The organism is Niallia sp. RD1 (genome assembly GCF_024219955.1).
Lineage (GTDB): Bacteria > Bacillota > Bacilli > Bacillales > Cytobacillaceae > Niallia > Niallia alba.
The window spans coordinates 2,310,333-2,329,023 of record NZ_CP100420.1 but is presented as its reverse complement, the minus strand read 5'-3'; the positions used below and the strand labels follow the sequence as shown (position 1 = coordinate 2,329,023).

Sequence of the window (18,691 nt, the reverse complement as noted above, 5' to 3'; positions counted from 1 at the left end):
ATCTAGGTAATAAAAAAAGTTGAGAAACTTTCATTCGTTTCTCAACTTTTTTGCCTAATTGATTTTAAACTCTTTCACTAACCCGTCTAACTCTACTGCTAAATTAGATAATTCATGGGAACTATCTGCCAGCTCTTGCATAGAGCTGCTTGTTTGCTGAACAGATGCAGAAGTTTGTTCAATCCCTGCTGCTGCTTCTTCGGAAATCGCTGCGATATCTTCAATGGAACGATTCATCTCTTTACTTGTTTCCAAGATAGACGCTAGATTTTCCGAAACAACTTCGATGCTATTTGCCATATCATTTACCGCGTTTTTAATACCATCAAATGTTTCCCCGGTTGTTTTAATCTGATCTGTACCTTTTATGACTTCCTCATAACCACCTTGCAGGGACTCTGTAACCACACTAGATTCTTTTTGAATGCTGCCTACAATATTAGTAATATCTGTAACTGAGAAAGCAACTTGTTCTGCCAGCTTCCTTACTTCATCTGCAACTACTGCAAAGCCTCGTCCATGCTCCCCAGCTCGAGCTGCTTCAATAGCCGCATTTAATGCGAGTAAATTTGTTTGATCTGCAATGCCTTTGATAACGGAAACTAATTTAGATATTTCCTGAGACTGTGTATCCAAACCACGTACTTTATCTACTGCTTCTTTCATAATTTGATTAATTACATTCATTTGCGCAATAGAAGATTTCATTAATTGGCTTCCATCATTCGTCATTCCTAATACTTTATTAGATGATTGATAAATTAGCTCCCCTTGTGTATATGCATCCCCTATCGTGCCAGAAAAAGATTCCATTGATGCCGCTAAATCACTCGCCGTATTTGCTTGGTTTTCTGCTCCAGATGATAATTCCTGCATAGTAGTTGCTACTTGCTGACTACCTGCAGTCACCTCATTTGTCGATTGAGATAAGTTCTCGCTCTGCCTGTTAACGGTAATCGATACTTCCGAGATCTTTTGAATAACCATGCGGAGATTATTGCTCATTTTATTCATGGACTGAGCCAATTGACCAATTTCATCTTTGCCCTCATAGTTAACCTTTTCTGCCGTTAAATCACCTTTTGCGATCGTATCACTAACCTGAACGACTTTCTTTAGATTACGTGTAATTCTTCTGCTGATGATAATGATTAGAATGGTCCCAATAACAAGAGCTGTAATCATGGCAATAATTAAGGTTTTTGTAGCGACGGCTCCACTATCTACCGCATCATTTGCTGCCTCTGTCCGACTAGCTTGTACCAGTTCTTGCATTTTATTTAAAGCAGTAATTGTTCGATTACGAATAGTTGTATTAGTTAAGCTTAGAGAATTAACCGCCGATCGATCATTCGCTTCAATCGCAGGAATAATTTGCTCTAAGAATAAATCATTCATTTGTTTATCACGATCAACAATTTCATCAAACAACGCTTGTTCTTCTTCATTTCGAATATCTTTTTTAATTTCTGCTTCATATTCATTGAATTTAGTAATACTTACTTGATAATCGTCCACATATGTAGGGTTTTGATAATCGAGATAATTTAAAATACTAATACTTTTTTCCCGAGTAAGTGAACCCATTTCAGTAATTATTAGCGCTCTTTCATCCGTTTTATTTAATTGCTCAATACTGCCATTAATATGGATTAAACGCGTAGTTACTAAAACAGTAGTAATCGTTAAAAGTGCAAAAACAAGTAACAAGGTTATTCCATATTTCCAGCCAATTGTTACATTATTTAATTTGGTTAACCGATTATTAAGTCCTTTAAACTTACCAAGTTTTATTAGCTTTACATTACCTAGCTTGCTAAAAATAGGTTGCTTCGATTTTTTTTCTTTCTTTAAACCAGTTATTTTTGTTTTTTTAAATTTAAGCTTCATTTTCGCCATCACAAGTTCTCCCCTTTGATGATTTAAGCCCCTCACTATTAAAGAGATTTCTGTCCTTCTATCCATCCACAACCGATTTAGAATATTCCGAAATAGTATTTTTCCGTTTATTTCCTCCTCCCTTTAAGAATAGTATTCTTTGCTTATCTGCCTCTATTTCATTCATCTATATTTGTTTACAACTAGTAAAATAGAATTAGATTATTAAAAAACAAGTTACTTTATTACTTTGTATGTATAATACTAAAGTAATTTACAGAATAATTCAATTTTATTTACAAATAATATATCGGACTTTTTGCTCTTTTGTTTATATTTAAACAATTTTTTATTATAACTTTATTGCTATTTTTCACTTTTCTTCCCAAAATAAAAACTGTGGTATCCTTCGATTAATCCAAAGTAACCACAGTCTAATATTTACTTTAACTTAGTTGTTATAAAGAAACCTTCCATCATTGAGGTTTTTCTGCCCGTTAAGAGTGGGATAAAAAGCGAACCATTAATTCCTCATCATAGTATTTCCCACTAATTTTTATCGCTTTTTGATCGATTCCATATGTTTCAAATCCAAATGAACGATATAACTTTTTAGCTGAGATATTATAAGAAACAACTGCGAGGTATAATTGTTCTATCCCTTGTAATGTATGTGCGTATTCGATTGCCGCTTGTAGTAATTGTTTCGCTACACCTTTTCCTCTATGTAAAGGTGTCACATAGACAGCATAGATATTAGCACGATGGCTCATCTTTTGCTTTGTTTCTCTCACTAAGGTAACGACACCTATTAGAGTATTTTCAAGAAATGCCCCAAATACATAAGCAGGATCTGTTAATCTGCTTTGTATTTGACTTAGCGGATAATCTTTTTCTTCCTCATAGCTAGAACCAAATGCTTCTGGATTTGTTTGCAATGCCTCTAATCTGAGGGCAAAATATGCTTCTGCATCATGGTGGTGTAATTGCCTGATTTCCATTTGCATCTCTCCCTATCTGTGTGAAACTCTCTTTCGTAATCATTGGTGCTACTTCTTTTGATTGTATGCTTTGCTTTTTCTTTCGAAAGCTTGGCAGCTTAAAAATAACTCCTACCTTTACTTGTTGAACCTCTTTCACTCCTTGAACAATTAGCTGCATGGCAAATATTGCGAAAATAAATGGCACAAGAATATATAAGTACCAGTATTGTCCAGAGCCAATTGCTCCTCTGCCGACCTGTCCGATTAACCCTGACCATTCATAGGTAGAGGATTGTGGAGGATCAGCAAACATTGGATCCATCGATAATTTTGTTCCTCCAAAGAAATAATCAAAAATACCCAAATGCATAAAAATTAATAACACTTGAATAAATTGTTGTCCAAATAAAATGGTAAGCCTTGGACCTAAATGCGGGAGTATATGTCGAGTGAAAATTTGAAATTTCCCACCGCCCATTACTTTCGCACTTGCAATAAATTCATAATCAGACACACGATTGATTTCTTTCCCTAATAATACAGTAGTCAATGGAACCACCAACAGAGTCAAAATCATCGTTTCTAAAAAGACTCTTTCCCAAAAGGAATAGCTGAATCCGTCAAAACCTGGTAAAAGAATCGGACTTAATAAAATATAAGCAATCAAGCTTAATGGCATAAAATGAATCGAATCTACCATCTTTGCTACCCATTGCTGTGCTGGCTGTTTCAAGTAAAAAGAGTAAATTACTGCAAGTAATAATCCAACAACTACACGAAAGCACGCGATAAGTAGCGCGAAAAACAACGTATACTTGGCACCAATCACAATTTGATCAAACAGACTGTAACCTAATCTATCGGATCCAAAGAAGAAAGGTTCCGTTGGGGCAAATGGCATGGCAGAAATTAGTGTCACTCCATCTTCTGCATAAAATAACCGCATCTGATCAACATGGTTATCGGTCGTTACCGAATAAATAATGCTAGAGCCAATAACGACAATAAAGAACAGACTACCTATAGCAAATTTCCAATTTTTCATATGTAAAGCAAACGTTTTTCCCATCCAAGTTAGTGGGCGAATCAAGGAGAGCTTATCCCAACTAAAACTTCGCACCCCATCCCTTAGATTAATACCAAATACCTTAGACGATAACAAAAAGTTTGAAAAACTCATTTTCTGTTTCCACGAATCCTTTTTCACTTCTCGGGCCTTTTCTTGCTCTTCCTGTATCCATATCTCTACTACTTGGAAAAGAATAAAAAATGGCGTAAATATAAGCAGCAAAGATACAGCAATTGTCATTGGTGTAAAGTTCTCTACAAGAAAATAGGTAAATCCATGAACATTAAACAGGCGTTCGATTATAAATTGGCTAGATAACAATCCCCAAATAATAATTTTCATATGATGAAAGGATACTGGGATAATATTACGAAGAATATGTTTCCATAGGATTGGAAAATTGCGAATTCCTTTACTTCTTGCAAATGTTACATAAACCTTCAAATACTCCTCTTCCATCATCAATATAAGAATTTTGAATAACGAAATAGCAGGAAGAATGGCAAGTGTGATAATTGGACCAGCATATGCCTTTTCTGAATAACTAGCCACCGCAAAAATCTCGATACCCGTTTGAGCAAAGATAAAGATTACTAATGCTTGCAGAAGTGTTGCAATAATAATATCTGGAACCGACTCAATTAAATCTAGGAATCTCTTTATTGGCTGTAAAAGAAACTTCGGTAGAAAAAAAGATAATATTGATAAAACAAAAGCAACAAAGCATCCGAGAAGAATGGCACCAAAAAGAATTTCCATCGAATAAATAAAAGCTGGCCAGAGCACATCCAAAATCGGCTTTTTATCTACACCATTTAAGGAATAAACCCCTTCTTCCTTCTGAAAAAATTCCTTTGATAAAAAGGAGAGGAGTGTGGAGAAATACCCCTCTCCCTCTGGTAAATCCCTCATTCGAAAGTATTTTGGAAAAACACTTAAAGCCAGTATGGCAATAGTGCCAAGTAAATAATAGATGATAATTTTCACAAATTTTCTCATAGATCCCCTTTCCTTCCTCTAACCACTATCTAAATATTTATACTATTCAAATTATATGGATATATCGATTGCTAATCAACCTATTTTTTCCATATAGGGGAATAAGACATTTTTCTTGCCCGTATGGATGGATGGATAAAGCTGAATAGAGTGGAGAAAGAAAAGAAAGCTGTGCTGAATGCTAGGAAAATATGAATTTATTCTATCTAAATCTCCTGAATGCTTTGTGTTAATTATCATTTATTAGCTCAATCTCTCTGTGATTTCAGCAAATTTTTCTTTTTTCAGCCAAACCCACTCGCTTTTCAGCCAATCTTTTCTTTTTTCAGCCAAACCTACTCGTTTTTCAGCCAAACTTTTCTTTTTTCAGCCAAACCTACTCGTTTTTCAGCCAAACTTTTCTTTTTTCAGCCAAACCTACTCGTTTTTCAGCCAAACTTTTCTTTTTTCAGCCAAACCTACTCGTTTTTCAGCCAAACCAACCTTTACTTCTCCTGCCCAACCAATTTTTTCTGTAAGAAGTATTGTTTAACACCTGCTGGGAAGTTATCTAATTTACCGAACACTTCGTAGCCATGTTTCTCATAAAAGGCTGGGGCTTGAAAACTGAATGTATCGAGATAAATAAATGTGCATGCTTTGTCGATTGCGACTTGTTCCATCTTTGCTAAAAGCTTGCTGCCGTATCCTTCTTTCCTAACACAAGAATCCACCCACAAAAAATCAATATGCATATGGTGCTAAAACAGGTGACCAGTAATGCCTGCTACAATTGTGCCCTTGTCATCTTTTGCAACAAAACTGATATTTTCATAGCGGCTTTTTAATTCTTCTGGTATTTGTTCCATATTATAAGCAATCAGCTTTTTTCTAATATAATCGCTATCCTCTTGAATCCATTGCTGGATAATCTCCATTACTTCTTCCTCCTAACCTCGCTTATTTTTCCCGATAAGACTCCAAACATTTCTCGCACTATTTCTGTCGGAATGTCTTTATAGGCATCACCAAGGCTAATTTCAAAAGCGGAGGCATTTTCATTAATTACATTTATATAGCCACTTATCCCGATTCCCGTCATTTTTTGAACAGCTGTTAGGATAGCCTCTGCTTCTGCCTTTTCCAATTCAAAATGAACGTGGAACATATTAGAAACTGGCACAATTGGAAGGGTGTGGATTCCTTCGCACTCATTAAAAAATGCTGCCAATTCTTTAGCAGATTCATAGTATTCAGCCATTTTAGAAGCTCGTTTTTCGTAATAATAATCAGCAGACAGAATATATGGATACAAACTGATTAAATCACCACCATATCTTCGTTTCCATACCTTTGATTGACTAGTAAACTCTCTGCTTCCCGCTAATATTGCCCCAGCGATACCGCCAATTCCTTTATAAAATGACATATAGACACTATCAAACAAAGCACTTACTTCTGCTGCTGTTTTTTGATAGAAGGGCAGTACCTCCAATAATCTTGCTCCATCAAGATGAAGTTTAATTCCTTGTTCTTTGCAATAAGAAGAAATTTGTACTAGTGTTTCAAAGCTTGGCAATTGCCCGCCAATTTCTCGTTGTGGCAATTCTAACAGTACACAGGCAACTCCATTCTCCATCTCCTTAATATCTTCTAATTCTATTACTCTTGTTTCATCAGCTAATAAGATTGTTTCTATTTTATGAAGCTTCTTTAATCCGTCTTGCTCATGTATTTCCAAATGACTTAATGGGTGATAGGCGACTTTCCCTAAATCTTTTTCATCACACCATATTCGGAGGGCGATTTGCTGGGCCATTGTCCCACTTGGAAAAAAGACTGCTGTTTCTTTGCCTAAAAGCTTAGCCATCTTTTCCTGAAAATCTTCTATTATTTTTCCTTGTCCATAAATATCGCTTTCCACATTTTCGTCTATTTCTTGTAATGCTTCTTTTAATACTTGGACATTTCTTTTACCATGATTACCTAGTTTATAATTTGTTTTGTTATAGGATTCTCTTAATGTATTTGCCATTCCTTTTCCCCCACTCTTGCTCAGAATATTTCGACATATGATAACTATAGCACTTTTTTAAATTCAGCCATGTATTTTTTATCCGTTTATTCTCTTGCTTTTTTCAAAAGTAAGTGTACCCTCTTCTCTCATCACAAATGGGTGTTTCAAAATTTCTCTGTTCCCTTTTTGCTTGATTTGATGATGTAATGGTAACGGAGGGGCCTTCTCTATTCCCTTTTGCTCTCCTTTGATGGTGAAACGGTCACTGACGAGCTTTCTCTGTTCCCTTTTTGCTTCCTCCAAGGTCGAATTGGTCACTGATAGACCTCCTCTGTTCCCTTTTTGTTTCCTCCTCCTCCAAGGTCGAATCGGTCACTGACAGACCTCCTCTGTTCCCTTTTTCCCTACTCCAAGGTCGAATCGGTCACTGACAGATCTCCTCCGTTCCCTTTTCTCCCGCTCCAAGGTCGAATCGGTCACTGACAGATCTCCTCTCTTCCCTTTTTCCCTACTCCAAGGTCGAATCGGTCACTGACAGATCTCCTCTGTTCCCTTTTCTCCCGCTCCAAGGTCGAATCGGTCACTGACGACAAACCTTCTCCCTTTCCCCATGCTCTAATCACAAGACGGTAACTAAGAAACCCTTTATTTCCAGCTAACTTGTTTTCTCAAAAAAATCAAAACTACTAAAAGAAACAGTAATCTCCTAAAGAAATTACTGTTCCATTTAATATTTATATCAGCTGAGCATCTGTCTGATTAACCGTTGCTTCTCCAATATCTGCTTCGCGTTTGAATAGTCGTGTGTACACACCAGTATTATCATTTAATAATTCTTGATGTGTGCCTTCTTCGACGATTACGCCTTTATCTAATACGATAATACGATCTGCAGCTAGTACGGTTGATAACCGATGTGAAATGATGAAAATCGTTTGTTTTTTCGTCGTCTTCAGCACTGCTTCATTAATCTTCGCTTCTGTAATGGGATCCAGTGCTGAACTCGCTTCATCCAAAACAAGAATTGGCGCATCTTTTAAAATCGCTCTTGCTAAGGACAGACGCTGTTTTTGGCCACCAGACAGCAGGCTTCCTCTTTCTCCGACTTTTGTATTTAGACCTTCTGGGAGTGTTTCTACTAATTCACCTAAACCGCTCGCACGGAGAACTTCATACAACTCCTCCTCTGTAGCATCTGATTTTCCGATTCGTAAGTTATCTGCCAAAGTTCCACTTCGCATTAGTACATCCTGTGTGACAATTGCCATTTGGGAACGAAGCCAATCTGTATCCCAATCTCTTATCTCTCGTCCATCCACTTCGATCGAACCTTTTGTTGTATCATACAATCGAAAGAGCAAATCAATAATTGTGGATTTTCCTGAACCACTTGGTCCTACCAACGCTATTTTCTCTCCTGCCTTAATATCAAAAGATACACCTTTTAATACATTTTCCTCTTTATCAGGGTAAACGAAGGAAACATCTTTCAAACGGACATCTCCCTTTGCTCTTTCTCCTTTCATTCCTTGCTTTGTTTCTGCTTCTGATACAGGTTGTGAAAGCAAAATTTCGGAACGATCCAAAGCAGGACCTGTTCTTCTAACAGATAGCCAATTTCGGAGAAGGCGCTGCATTTCATTTGCCGCAATCGTTACTAACCCACCTGCAGTCAGCATTTGACCACTTGTTAAATCAGCATTCCAAATAAGGAGTGTACTAATAAAATAGACAAGTCCTAGTGCAAAACCGTTATAGCTTGCAATCACCACTACGGATTGCATCCTTGCTTTTAGCTCTCTTAAAGAATGTTTTACGAAAGAGTCCCTAATGGAAACAACACTTTCCACTTCACTATCAGAAACACCCATCACTCGTGATAGATGAATGCCTGTCACTGATTCTCTTAATCTCTCTAAATATTTGGACGCTTCTGCACGAGCGTCAGCCGATGCTGCTCTTGTTCTTGCCCCTACATAGTTCGACGCCCAGTAAAAAACAATTCCTAAAACAACACTCGTAATCATCAAATAAGGATGGATGAAAAACAGAACAATACTATAAATCACTACCCCTTGTGCACTTGCCATAAAGGTTGACCCTTCCCATGCTAAAAAATTATGAAGGGTATCTGGATCATCGGAAGCTCGTGCTAGTAATTCTCCAGAAGAATTGTTTTGATAAAACGAGAAAGGCAATACTTGCAAATGTCCAAATAGCCTTAGCTTCTGTCTATTTGTTACAGACTTCGCTGTAATATGGCAAAAATACTCATCAATGATCATCATTCCTAAATCTAATACAGCAGATAATACCAACAGCCACATTAATCCCCATAACCAAGTATTATTCTCACTCGGCAGGATTGTATCAATCAGCCAGCTTAGGGCTAAGGTTGGGATTAATGCAGAAAAAACCTGGCTAATGGCAATTACGATGGAATCCCCAATAACCCATTTTTTATAAGGCATTAAAAATTGAATGACTCGCTTGCCATCACCTATTTTCTTTTGTTTGGAGACATTTTGCTTACTCATCGAATCATCTCCTTCTCTAGCTCGCTATATTGTGCTCGATATAGTTGATAATACTGCCCTTTTAAAGCTAACAGTTCTTCGTGTGTTCCTTGTTCGGCAACCATCCCCTGATCTAGCAGCAGGATTGTGTCCGCCTTTCTAACTGTAATCAATCGATGAGCAATTGTAATGGTTGTTCGCCCTGGTATTAATTGTTCCAATGATTCTTGGACCTTTTCTTCTGTTTCACCATCTAAAGAAGAGGTAGCTTCATCAAAAATCAACACCGGTGGCTGGCGGAGAATGGCTCTTGCAAGGGCAACCCTTTGTCTTTGTCCTCCAGAAAGCTTCAAGCCGCGCTCGCCAACTATCGTTTCATATTTATCCTCCAAAGAGTCAATCAGCTCTTTTAATCCTGCTGCTTCAACAGCCTCCTCTAACTCTTCCATCGTTGCATCTGGTTTACCGTATAAAAGGTTATTGCGAAGCGTACTATTTAATAGAAAGGTTTCCTGTGAGACTACTCCTACCTGTCTGCGAAAACTATTGCGATTATACTTAAATAAATCTTTGCCATCAATGGTGACTGAACCTTTCTCTGGTTCATAAAGTCCTAGCAATATTTGAATAAGTGTACTTTTTCCTCCACCACTCGTTCCGACGATTCCGATATGTTTCCCTTCTTCCACCGAAACAGATACACCTTTCAAAACTTGCTTTTCACTTCCTGGATAGGAGAACCCAATATTATGTAAAGCTATTTTCCCTGGAACTAAACCAAAATCCGGAAGACTTTGCTCATGCTCTTCTGGCAGATCAAAATATTCGTAAATTCTTTGTAGTGCTGGAATTGCTTGTTGAATTGTCAAGGCATTTTCCGCTAAGGAACGAACAGGCTGAAACATAATCGGAATAAAGTTCAAACAAGAAACGAGCGTTCCTATGGTAATATTCCCTTGCCAAATTGCCAATCCACCAATCAGCATTACGACACCAGGTGTAGCTATATTAAATAAATTCCCCAAACGCCAATTCACTTTTCCAATTAAGGCTGCTCGAATGGAATAAGTTTTCCAATTCGCCAATTTTCTTTCCTGTGTAGCTATTTCGTCTTTTTGTGTTTGATATGTTCTTACTAAGCGAACACTCTCAATACTTTCCTGCAGATGCTGATACATATCTGCGCTCATATCTCTTTGTACAGCGCTCATTTTTCGCATTGTTTTGCCTAGTTTAAAGGATGGGAAAATATAAATGGCAAATACAATGAACATCACTATTGCAGCAGGCCAATATATTGCAAACACCGTAATAAAAGCTGCAACTGCACTAATTACTTGTTGAAGAATACGCGGTACGACCGTATTATTCAAGTTTTGAATTGATTCCACATCATGGGTTAGTCGGTATAACATGTCTCCACGAGGCGTCGTCGAAAAAAAAGACATTGGTGTTCTGTGTAGTCTTTTAAACGCACGAATTTGCATATCCGTAATCACATCAAAGCCAATTTTCACCTGCACAAATTCCTGCAAGGATTCAAATACCGCTTTTCCGAGAAATGCTGCTAATATTCCGAAAACAATCCATAGTATAAAAGCTATTGCTTTATCACCGATTACTTCGTCCACCAATTTCCCTACTAAAATCGGAGGTAAAATCGTAAACGCACCGCCAACTAATGAGAAAAATAAGGCAAGTGATAGCTTGCGCCAATATGGTTTAAAATGCTGTAAAGTAATTGTTAATAAGTTCATTCTTTCTCCTCCCCACAAAGAGTTATTGTATTACAAATAATGAAAATATTCACTATAATATACAAAAAAATTTCGAGTTTTGAAGTTTTTTTGTGAATTTATGTCACTATACTTGTAACTATTCATATACTCTGGTTTATAGAAAATAAAATTGCATTAATCATTTAAGAAGAAGATTTTGTATAAGTTGATAAAAAGGATCAAACATTTATTTATGCTCCCAAAAGCTAAAAATACAAAAACCTCCTCCACTTTAGTGGAGAAGGCTAAAATTGAAATGAGTCAAAACTAGATCAATCAACTTTTATCTACAATCAAAAAATAAAATCCTCATCTGTCAACGGTTCTACCTTTGTAGCTTTTACATAACCGTTTCCTTTTACAGAGAAGAAGTCATGGTTCTTCGTATCTGTCTTCATGCCATTTTCAACAATCGGGTTGATTGGCTCGGACGGATAGACAGGTTCATAGCCAAGATTCATACAAGCTTTATTCGCGTTGTAGCGGATGAATTTATTCACTTCATCTACCAACCCTATTTGCTGATATAAATCCTGTGTATATTCTAATTCATTTTCGTATAGTGTGTTTAGTAATTCTAATCTTTCGTGAGTCGCTTTTTCTTGTTCCTCTGGTGTTAATTGTCCATATAACTCTTGAGCGATGAGACCTACATATACACCGTGAATGCTCTCATCCCGGATGATTAAGTTAATAATTTCTCCTGAAGCAGTTAACTTTCCTTGACCAGCCAAGAACAATGGATAAAAGAACCCAGAATAGAAAAGGAATGACTCCAAATACACGGAAGCAACCATTGCCATGTAAAGATCATATTTTTTTATTTTCGGGCTAAACAGCTTCTGATAATATTCTGAGATACGGTTTCCCTTTGCTTGTAACTGTGGGTGATTATGTACCCAATTAAAAACTTCGTCAATTTCTTCCTCTGTCGCTAATGTTGTAAAAATTGTCGAATAAGATTTAGCATGAATTTGCTCCATCATCCCCATAAAAGAAAGAACGCCCTTACGCTGCAATCCTTCTATATGCATACCGATTAGAGGCATTCCTTCGCCACCTTGCTCTGTATCCAGCAATGTTAGTCCACCAAGCACCTTTTTGTAAGTATCTTGCTCTTCTTTCGACAATTCTACCCATGTATTTTTATCAGAAGAAAGGCTGATTTCTTCTGGCAGCCAAAACTGTCTAGTATTCTGTGTATAAAACATTTGTGTGAAATCATCTTCATGCTGATTCCAGTTAACAGCATACTTTGTCATTTCATTACCCCCAGTAATTCCAGAAAACAGGAGGAGTCCTCACTCCTCCTACTCCATCATCTTCTTTTTTAAACGGCACATGCAATACATTCATCAATTGCTAGATTGCGAGTTCTTGTATAGTAAAGTGATTTTAATCCAACTTCATTTGCATAAATATAATAACGGGCCAATTCTTTTGTAGACACATCTGAGTTTACGTAAAGAATCGTTGATATTCCTTGGTCTACATGCTCTTGAGCTGCAGCAATTAAATCCATTACCTTGAATTGGTTCATATCAAACGCTGATTTATAAAACCAAAAGTTTGTTTCATCCATATAAGGCATCGGATAATAAGTTGTAGAGTTAGCATAGGTACGAGACTCAATTTGGTTAACAACCGGCATTACTGATGCTGTCGCATTTTGAATATAGCCTATTGATTGAGTTGGCGCAACAGCCAGACGGTACGCATTATACATCCCATGTTCTTGCACTAGTGCAGCTAATTCTGTCCAATCTTCACACGTAGGAATATAAATGCCTTCAAACAGTTCTTTTACCTTGTCTGTTTTAGGCGCAAAGCTTACTTGTTTGTATTTTTCAAAATAAGTTCCTTTTGCATACTCCGATTTTTCGAACTCTTTAAATGTTTCTTCTCTTTCCTTTGCAATGAGCATACTCTTTTCAATGGAATAGAAATTCATCATCATAAAGAAAGTAGCCGTAAAGTCTTTTGCTTCATCTGATTCGTAGCTAATCTTGTTTTTCGCTAAATATCCATGAAGATTCATCGCTCCTAACCCGACTGCATGAAGCTCTTCGTTTGCTTTTTTAACAGATGGAGCATTTTGAATGTCCGAAATATTTGACACGGTTGTTAATGCATCAATTCCAACATGTACAGAATCTCTGAAAACCTCACCAGGCTTCATCACATTCGGGATATTTAGGGAACCTAAGTTACAGTTGATGTCACGACGGATAATATCGGCTTGTCCATAATCAGTGATTTCCGATGTCTCTTGAAGTTGGAAAATCTCTGTACACAAGTTACTCATTTTAATTTGTCCAATATCTTTAAGTGCATGTCCTTTGTTGGCATTTGATTTGTTCATAAAATATGGATAACCAGATTCCAGCTGGATTTGTGCTATTTTCGTCAGCATTTCACGCGCTGACATCACCACACGCTTTTTCACGTTCGGATTAGCAACAAGCTCTTCATACATCTCATCCATTCTCATATCATCCAAATGAATACCATATTCCTTATACACACTGAAAGGTGCAAATACATATAGTTCTTTGTTCTCTTTCGCCAATTGGAAAAATTTATTTTCCACAATTAAGCCGATTGAAAGTGTTTGGATACGTGACTTCTCATCAGCATTGATTTTCTTTGTATCCAAGTATTCCACAATATCCCAATGGAAAATATTTAAGTAGACAGCTCCAGCTCCTTTTCGCTGCCCTAATTGATTGGCATAAGAAAATGTATCTTCTAAAAGCTTCATGACAGGCACCACACCTGATGCAGCGTTATCGATCCCTTTTATCTGTTCATTGCGGGCACGAAGCTTCGAAAGGTTCAAGGCTACGCCTCCTCCTATTTTCGATAGCTGTCCAGATGTATTAATATTATGGAAAATCGAGTTTAAGGAGTCGTCCATTTCTAATAAGAAGCAAGAGACCATCTCACCACGGCGGCTTCTCCCCGCATTCAAGAAAGTTGGAGTAGCTGGCTGGTAACGCTGTTCAATCATTGCGATTGCGTTTTTCTTTGCTTTTTCGAAATCTCCTTGACCCAAGAATAGAGCAACAATAATAATTCGATCCTCATAAGTTTCAAGGTAGTTCTTCTTATCATTCGTTTTTAAAGCATAATCTTTATAAAATTTCGAAATAGCCATATAAGATTGAAACTCAAATTGATAATTATAAACAAGCTTTGTAACTTCCTCGATTTCCGAGATTTTGTATTGTTCTAATACCTGTGGATAATAGAAATCCTCTTCCACCATATACGTATATCTTTGTTCAATAGAGTCAAAACGAATTAGCTTCGGATTGATTTCAGATTCTAGAAATTCAGCGACAGCTTCTTTATCTTTTTCGAGTCGGAAAAAGCCCTTCTCATTAAGCTGTGTCACTTCGTTGTTTAGTTCTATATGTCTCATAGTTAATATTTTGCACCCTTTCTCTAACTATCTCCACATCTTCAGGCATACCGCTCATCTCAAACTTATGTAAGATTGGTACCCCGTACATAATTGATATTTTGTTAGCACTTAAAGCGAAATTTTGGCCCCAGTTTTTATTTCCACTGGATACTACAGCATGAAGGTTCCTATTATTTGTTTTAAGGAAGTCTAATGTTGTTTGAGGAACTTGTCCCATCCCAGTTGTGTAAGTTAATAATATATATGGTTCATAGACTTTTAATCCAGCACTTATCTCGATTCCTTTATTCGCTGGAAGTCCTAATTTATTAAAAAACCTGCGTACATTTCCCGTCTTACTGTCATAAACAATAAGCAAAAATTCTCCCTCCTTGAAAGACTTGAATAAAAAAAAGAAAAAAAGCTATATTCTAAGCAATACGCTCTATTTCTTACAAAGTCTACTAAATATAGATAGATGTCGATATTCTGCTTCAATATATTGTGTCTAAGACAATATAATCCTTTTTTGAAACGAGAGTCAATAACGTACTTTTGAGTTTTTTTGTCAACAATTATCGCTTAAAAATGATGGATTTTTAAATTTCTTTGTCGAAAGATTTATCATGAATATAAATAAAGTCTGATAAGGACCGGCCTCATTAGACTTTTCTTCGAAAAAACTAATTATATTAATTTTATACAAAATAAAAACCATTATTTTTTTTACATAAATTCAATAATTCATTATAAGGTTGCAGCAAATTTTTTTCCATACAATTTTTTGCTTTTGCTTAATATTCCTTTTTTCTTTCCCGCATCTCAAGTATATTACACTTCTTTTTTATTTATAAAAAAAGAAGGCAGCAATAGGCAACCTTCACATTTCTTGCACTATATTCAGTTGACTCTGATGCTACCACTTTCTATCAGGACAGCTTTTCTGCTTTAAACTGGCACGAAAACGAACGAAGCATCCGCATCTTCCACATGTATGCTGATTCAGTTGCTCACATTGATGACATATTTGCAATCGCTGATCTCTTACTTCCTCCATCGCTAAATCTGTTTCAAAGGAAAGTTGTTCTTGTACAAGCGTATCAACATCCATTTGACTAACCTGTTCCTTTAGCTCGCAACCAATGCAGACCATCTTAATTTTCCTTTATGATGATACTCGCAACACTCATTGGTGGTAAGGTAACAATTAAACTATTTTTATCTGTTTTATAACGAGTAAATGGTTGTATAGACACCGCTTCCGGTTCTTCAAATGTATTATGGGCATCCATTACATCAGCTGTAAGATATTCTGCTTCTAGGACAACAAATTCTCCTTCTTTTCTAGAAAGTGTAATTTCTCTTGTTTCTGTTAAATCATAATTACATAGGGAAACAGTTACTTTTCCATCCTTCTTGGAGACAGTGTATGTTACATGAGTAATTTCATCACCATAGGAATCTATTAACTCTGCATCCTGATGGTATTTATACAAATCAAAAACATGATAAGTAGGCGTTTTTATCATTTTTTCTCCTTCTGTTAAAAGCATCGCCTGTAATACATTAACCATTTGAGCAATATTCGCCATATGTACTCTGTCTGCATGCTTATGGAAAATATTTAATGTAATAGCAGCAAGCATTGCATCACGAATCGTGTTTTGTTGATATAGAAAGCCAGGGTTTGTTCCAGGCTCTACATTGTACCAAGAACCCCACTCATCTACGATTAAACCAACTCGTTTTTCCGGATCATATTTATCCATGATTGTACTATGCTTTGTAATTAACTCGTCCATATACTGTGCATGTTCTAAAACGGAATACCACTGTTCTTCTGGGAAGTTTAAAGCATTTCCTTTATCCTGCCATACTCTTGTTGGAATAGAATAATGATGAAGACTAAGTCCATCCATGTAATTAGCCGCATTTCTCATTAATACTTCCGTCCAGTTATAGTCATCTACATTCGGACCACAAGCTATTTTATAAATAGTATGCTCCCCATACTTACGTACATATGTCTGATATCTACGGTATAAGTCTGCATAATATTCAGGACACATATTTCCGCCACAGCCCCAATTTTCATTACCAACGCCAAAGAATTCTACTTTCCATGCTTCTTCTTGACCATTTTCTCTGCGAAGATTTGCCATTGGCGATTCTCCGTTCATGGTCATATATTCAACCCATTCCTGCATTTCTTGTACAGTTCCGCTCCCCACATTTCCGTTTACATATGCTTCACACTCTAATTGACGAATCAATTCAAAAAACTCATGTGTGCCAAAGTGGTTATTTTCCGTTACTCCACCCCAATGTGTATTAACGATTGTACTTCTATTCTCCACTGGCCCAATTCCATCTTTCCAATGATATTCATCCGCAAAGCAACCACCTGGCCAACGAACAACAGGTACTTGGATATCTTTTAATGCTGCAACCACATCTTTTCGAATTCCATTTACATTTGGAATATCGGAGTCTTTTCCAACCCAAACCCCTTCATAAATACACCGTCCTAGATGTTCAGCAAATTGCCCATAAATATATTTACTAATCGTCGGTCCTTGTTTATCTAATAATAAATTCACTTGCATGTTATGATTCCTCCATTATTAGTTTTTGGAAAAACGTGAATAGATAATAGGCTAATCTATGTATCATTTCCTCCTTTACGTCTAACTCATTATCCATTGCCAGTTACATACTTCAAAGATAAACTTACGACTAAAATATATTACAATTTGAAACCGTTGTCAATAACTTAATAGTATACTAACTTTATATTATTATTTATTTAATTTAACCAATAAGTTACATAAAATAAATTATTTTGCCATTAATTTATTCATGTAGTAATATAATAGTAATAAAAGGGGGAATCACACATGCAATTAGATATATCGGAAAATTCTATCCCTGTGTACGAGGTTCTATCCAGTCCTACTCGCATAAACATTATTAAATTATTATCCAAGAAAAAAATGAATATTGGAGAATTAGCAAAAGAATTGAATATAAGTAGCGCGATAGTCAGTAGACATATTACAAAGATGAGCGATGCAGGTTTAGTGAAAACCGAAACAATCCCTGGTAAATCTGGTCTGCAAAAAGTCGTTATCTTAAAAGTAGATCGAATTGAAATCCAATTCCCGCAAAAAATCTACTCTGCTTATGAAAGCTATAAACAAGAAATTCCTGTTGGACATTATTTTAATTTTGATGTTTATCCGACGTGTGGACTTGCTACTACCACAAATCCCATTGGCGAATACGATGATCCAAAATACTTTATGGATCCGCAAAAAAATCAAGCTGCTATCCTTTGGTTTACAAAGGGATTTATCGAATATCGCATTCCATCCATTTTAAAAGAAACGGATAAGCTTGAGATGATTGATATAGTATTAGAAGCATCCTCTGAGTTTCCATATTCCAATAATGTTTGGCCATCTGACATTACGTTTTCCTTAAATGGAAAAAAACTATGCACCTGGACCAGCCCAGGAGACTTCTCTGACACCAGAGGTCGCTTCACCCCTGATTGGTGGCCAAATGAAACCAATCAATACGGCATCTTGCTTACTATTCGCATCACCAAGCACGGTGTTTATGCTGATGGAAAAAAATTATCCGATACTACAATTGACGAGTTTCGTGACGAACAACGTGGAATGTGGGATTTAAAGGTAGAAATTAAAGAAGATGCAGAAAATCTTGGTGGCGTTACGTTATTTGGAAAAGGCTTTGGGAATTATAATCAAGATATAAATTTTATTACTTATTATAGTAATCCAGTGTAATGGATTGGGAGTTAGATGAAAGCTTTGGGTTTTTGAGAAAAGGTGTATTGTTTATCATGGACATTTTTCCACTCGATATCTTGGCTTTCATTCCCTTGGAGAACAAGTTTTCTGCTTTTTTTCTTGGATTGTGGTGTTCGTCTGATTGATGTACACCATTTTTCTTGCTTCCCTCTTGAATTGTGGTTTTCATCTGATTGATGAAAACCACTTCTCCATCTCCCATCATAATTCCCACCACACACCAAAAAGCC

Annotated in this window: 14 protein-coding genes and 1 pseudogene; 1 reads left to right on the top strand and 14 read right to left on the bottom strand. The window is 36.5% G+C overall.

Going from position 1 to position 18,691, the window contains the following annotated elements; genetic code table 11:
* Positions 1 to 54: 54 nt before the first annotated feature.
* The 13 genes and pseudogenes from NKG37_RS11050 to NKG37_RS10990 all read right to left on the bottom strand — a co-directional run bounded on the left by NKG37_RS11050 (position 55) and on the right by NKG37_RS10990 (position 17,231).
* Positions 55 to 1,899 carry a methyl-accepting chemotaxis protein gene (locus NKG37_RS11050; protein ID WP_016202734.1) on the bottom strand — a complete coding sequence of 615 codons (1,845 nt, stop codon included), beginning with the start codon at positions 1,897 to 1,899 and terminating at the stop codon, positions 55 to 57.
* A gap of 476 nt (positions 1,900 to 2,375) precedes the next feature.
* Entirely contained in the window at positions 2,376 to 2,879 is a 504-nt protein-coding gene (locus NKG37_RS11045; RefSeq protein ID WP_254416216.1) for a GNAT family N-acetyltransferase, read from the bottom strand.
* A complete protein-coding gene (locus tag NKG37_RS11040) occupies positions 2,851 to 4,929 on the bottom strand; it encodes an ABC transporter permease subunit (RefSeq protein WP_254416215.1) in 2,079 nt (692 codons plus the stop codon). The genes NKG37_RS11045 and NKG37_RS11040 overlap by 29 nt, the downstream gene beginning before the upstream one ends.
* Positions 4,930 to 5,414: 485 nt before the next feature.
* Positions 5,415 to 5,846 (bottom strand): annotated as a pseudogene (locus tag NKG37_RS11035) (GNAT family N-acetyltransferase).
* On the bottom strand, positions 5,846 to 6,943 hold the full coding sequence (locus tag NKG37_RS11030) for a threonine aldolase family protein (protein WP_254416214.1): 1,098 nt from the start codon (positions 6,941 to 6,943) through the stop codon (positions 5,846 to 5,848). Before NKG37_RS11030 ends, NKG37_RS11035 begins: the two are co-directional and overlap by 1 nt.
* Before the next feature lie 78 nt (positions 6,944 to 7,021).
* Positions 7,022 to 7,243 (bottom strand): hypothetical protein, encoded by a 222-nt coding sequence (locus tag NKG37_RS11025; protein ID WP_016202729.1) that lies wholly within the window; start codon positions 7,241 to 7,243, stop codon positions 7,022 to 7,024.
* A 416-nt stretch (positions 7,244 to 7,659) separates the two neighbouring features.
* Positions 7,660 to 9,462, bottom strand: a complete 1,803-nt coding sequence (locus NKG37_RS11020; protein WP_016202728.1) for an ABC transporter ATP-binding protein — start codon at positions 9,460 to 9,462, stop codon at positions 7,660 to 7,662.
* Entirely contained in the window at positions 9,459 to 11,198 is a 1,740-nt protein-coding gene (locus tag NKG37_RS11015) for an ABC transporter ATP-binding protein (protein WP_254416213.1), read from the bottom strand. Before NKG37_RS11015 ends, NKG37_RS11020 begins: the two co-directional genes overlap by 4 nt.
* 314 nt (positions 11,199 to 11,512) lie before the next feature.
* Entirely contained in the window at positions 11,513 to 12,481 is a 969-nt protein-coding gene (nrdF, locus tag NKG37_RS11010; protein WP_254416212.1) for a class 1b ribonucleoside-diphosphate reductase subunit beta, read from the bottom strand.
* A gap of 68 nt (positions 12,482 to 12,549) precedes the next feature.
* Positions 12,550 to 14,643, bottom strand: coding sequence for a class 1b ribonucleoside-diphosphate reductase subunit alpha (nrdE, locus tag NKG37_RS11005; protein ID WP_016202725.1), 2,094 nt, complete (start codon positions 14,641 to 14,643; stop codon positions 12,550 to 12,552).
* Positions 14,603 to 15,004 (bottom strand): class Ib ribonucleoside-diphosphate reductase assembly flavoprotein NrdI, encoded by a 402-nt coding sequence (gene nrdI / locus NKG37_RS11000; RefSeq protein ID WP_016202724.1) that lies wholly within the window; start codon positions 15,002 to 15,004, stop codon positions 14,603 to 14,605. Before nrdI ends, nrdE begins: the two co-directional genes overlap by 41 nt.
* A 537-nt stretch (positions 15,005 to 15,541) precedes the next feature.
* Entirely contained in the window at positions 15,542 to 15,778 is a 237-nt protein-coding gene (locus NKG37_RS10995; RefSeq protein ID WP_254416211.1) for a DUF6171 family protein, read from the bottom strand.
* 1 nt (position 15,779) lies between these two features.
* Positions 15,780 to 17,231, bottom strand: a complete 1,452-nt coding sequence (locus tag NKG37_RS10990) for an alpha-N-arabinofuranosidase (protein ID WP_254416210.1) — start codon at positions 17,229 to 17,231, stop codon at positions 15,780 to 15,782.
* 291 nt (positions 17,232 to 17,522) lie between these two features.
* Here NKG37_RS10990 and NKG37_RS10985 point away from each other — a divergent pair, with 291 nt between their 5' ends.
* Positions 17,523 to 18,437, top strand: a complete 915-nt coding sequence (locus tag NKG37_RS10985) for an ArsR/SmtB family transcription factor (RefSeq protein WP_254416209.1) — start codon at positions 17,523 to 17,525, stop codon at positions 18,435 to 18,437.
* Here the strand turns inward: NKG37_RS10985 and NKG37_RS10980 are convergent.
* The gene (locus NKG37_RS10980) at positions 18,412 to 18,630 is read right to left on the bottom strand and encodes a hypothetical protein (protein WP_254416208.1); all 219 of its coding nucleotides are present in this window, start codon (positions 18,628 to 18,630) and stop codon (positions 18,412 to 18,414) included. The two genes, NKG37_RS10985 and NKG37_RS10980, sit on opposite strands and share 26 nt — an antisense overlap.
* Between the last annotated feature and the right edge of the window lie 61 nt (positions 18,631 to 18,691).

Excerpts from the sequence above, each read along its gene's own strand:
- NKG37_RS11050 (WP_016202734.1), bottom strand. The coding sequence starts at position 1,899 with ATGGCGAAAATGAAGCTTAAATTTAAAAAAACAAAAATAACTGGTTTA.
- NKG37_RS11045 (WP_254416216.1), bottom strand. The coding sequence starts at position 2,879 with ATGGAAATCAGGCAATTACACCACCATGATGCAGAAGCATATTTTGCC.
- NKG37_RS11040 (WP_254416215.1), bottom strand. The coding sequence starts at position 4,929 with ATGAGAAAATTTGTGAAAATTATCATCTATTATTTACTTGGCACTATT.
- NKG37_RS11030 (WP_254416214.1), bottom strand. The coding sequence starts at position 6,943 with ATGGCAAATACATTAAGAGAATCCTATAACAAAACAAATTATAAACTA.
- NKG37_RS11020 (WP_016202728.1), bottom strand. The coding sequence starts at position 9,462 with ATGAGTAAGCAAAATGTCTCCAAACAAAAGAAAATAGGTGATGGCAAG.
- NKG37_RS11015 (WP_254416213.1), bottom strand. The coding sequence starts at position 11,198 with ATGAACTTATTAACAATTACTTTACAGCATTTTAAACCATATTGGCGC.
- nrdF (WP_254416212.1), bottom strand. The coding sequence starts at position 12,481 with ATGACAAAGTATGCTGTTAACTGGAATCAGCATGAAGATGATTTCACA.
- nrdE (WP_016202725.1), bottom strand. The coding sequence starts at position 14,643 with ATGAGACATATAGAACTAAACAACGAAGTGACACAGCTTAATGAGAAG.
- NKG37_RS10995 (WP_254416211.1), bottom strand. The coding sequence starts at position 15,778 with ATGGTCTGCATTGGTTGCGAGCTAAAGGAACAGGTTAGTCAAATGGAT.
- NKG37_RS10990 (WP_254416210.1), bottom strand. The coding sequence starts at position 17,231 with ATGCAAGTGAATTTATTATTAGATAAACAAGGACCGACGATTAGTAAA.
- NKG37_RS10985 (WP_254416209.1), top strand. The coding sequence starts at position 17,523 with ATGCAATTAGATATATCGGAAAATTCTATCCCTGTGTACGAGGTTCTA.
- NKG37_RS10980 (WP_254416208.1), bottom strand. The coding sequence starts at position 18,630 with ATGAAAACCACAATTCAAGAGGGAAGCAAGAAAAATGGTGTACATCAA.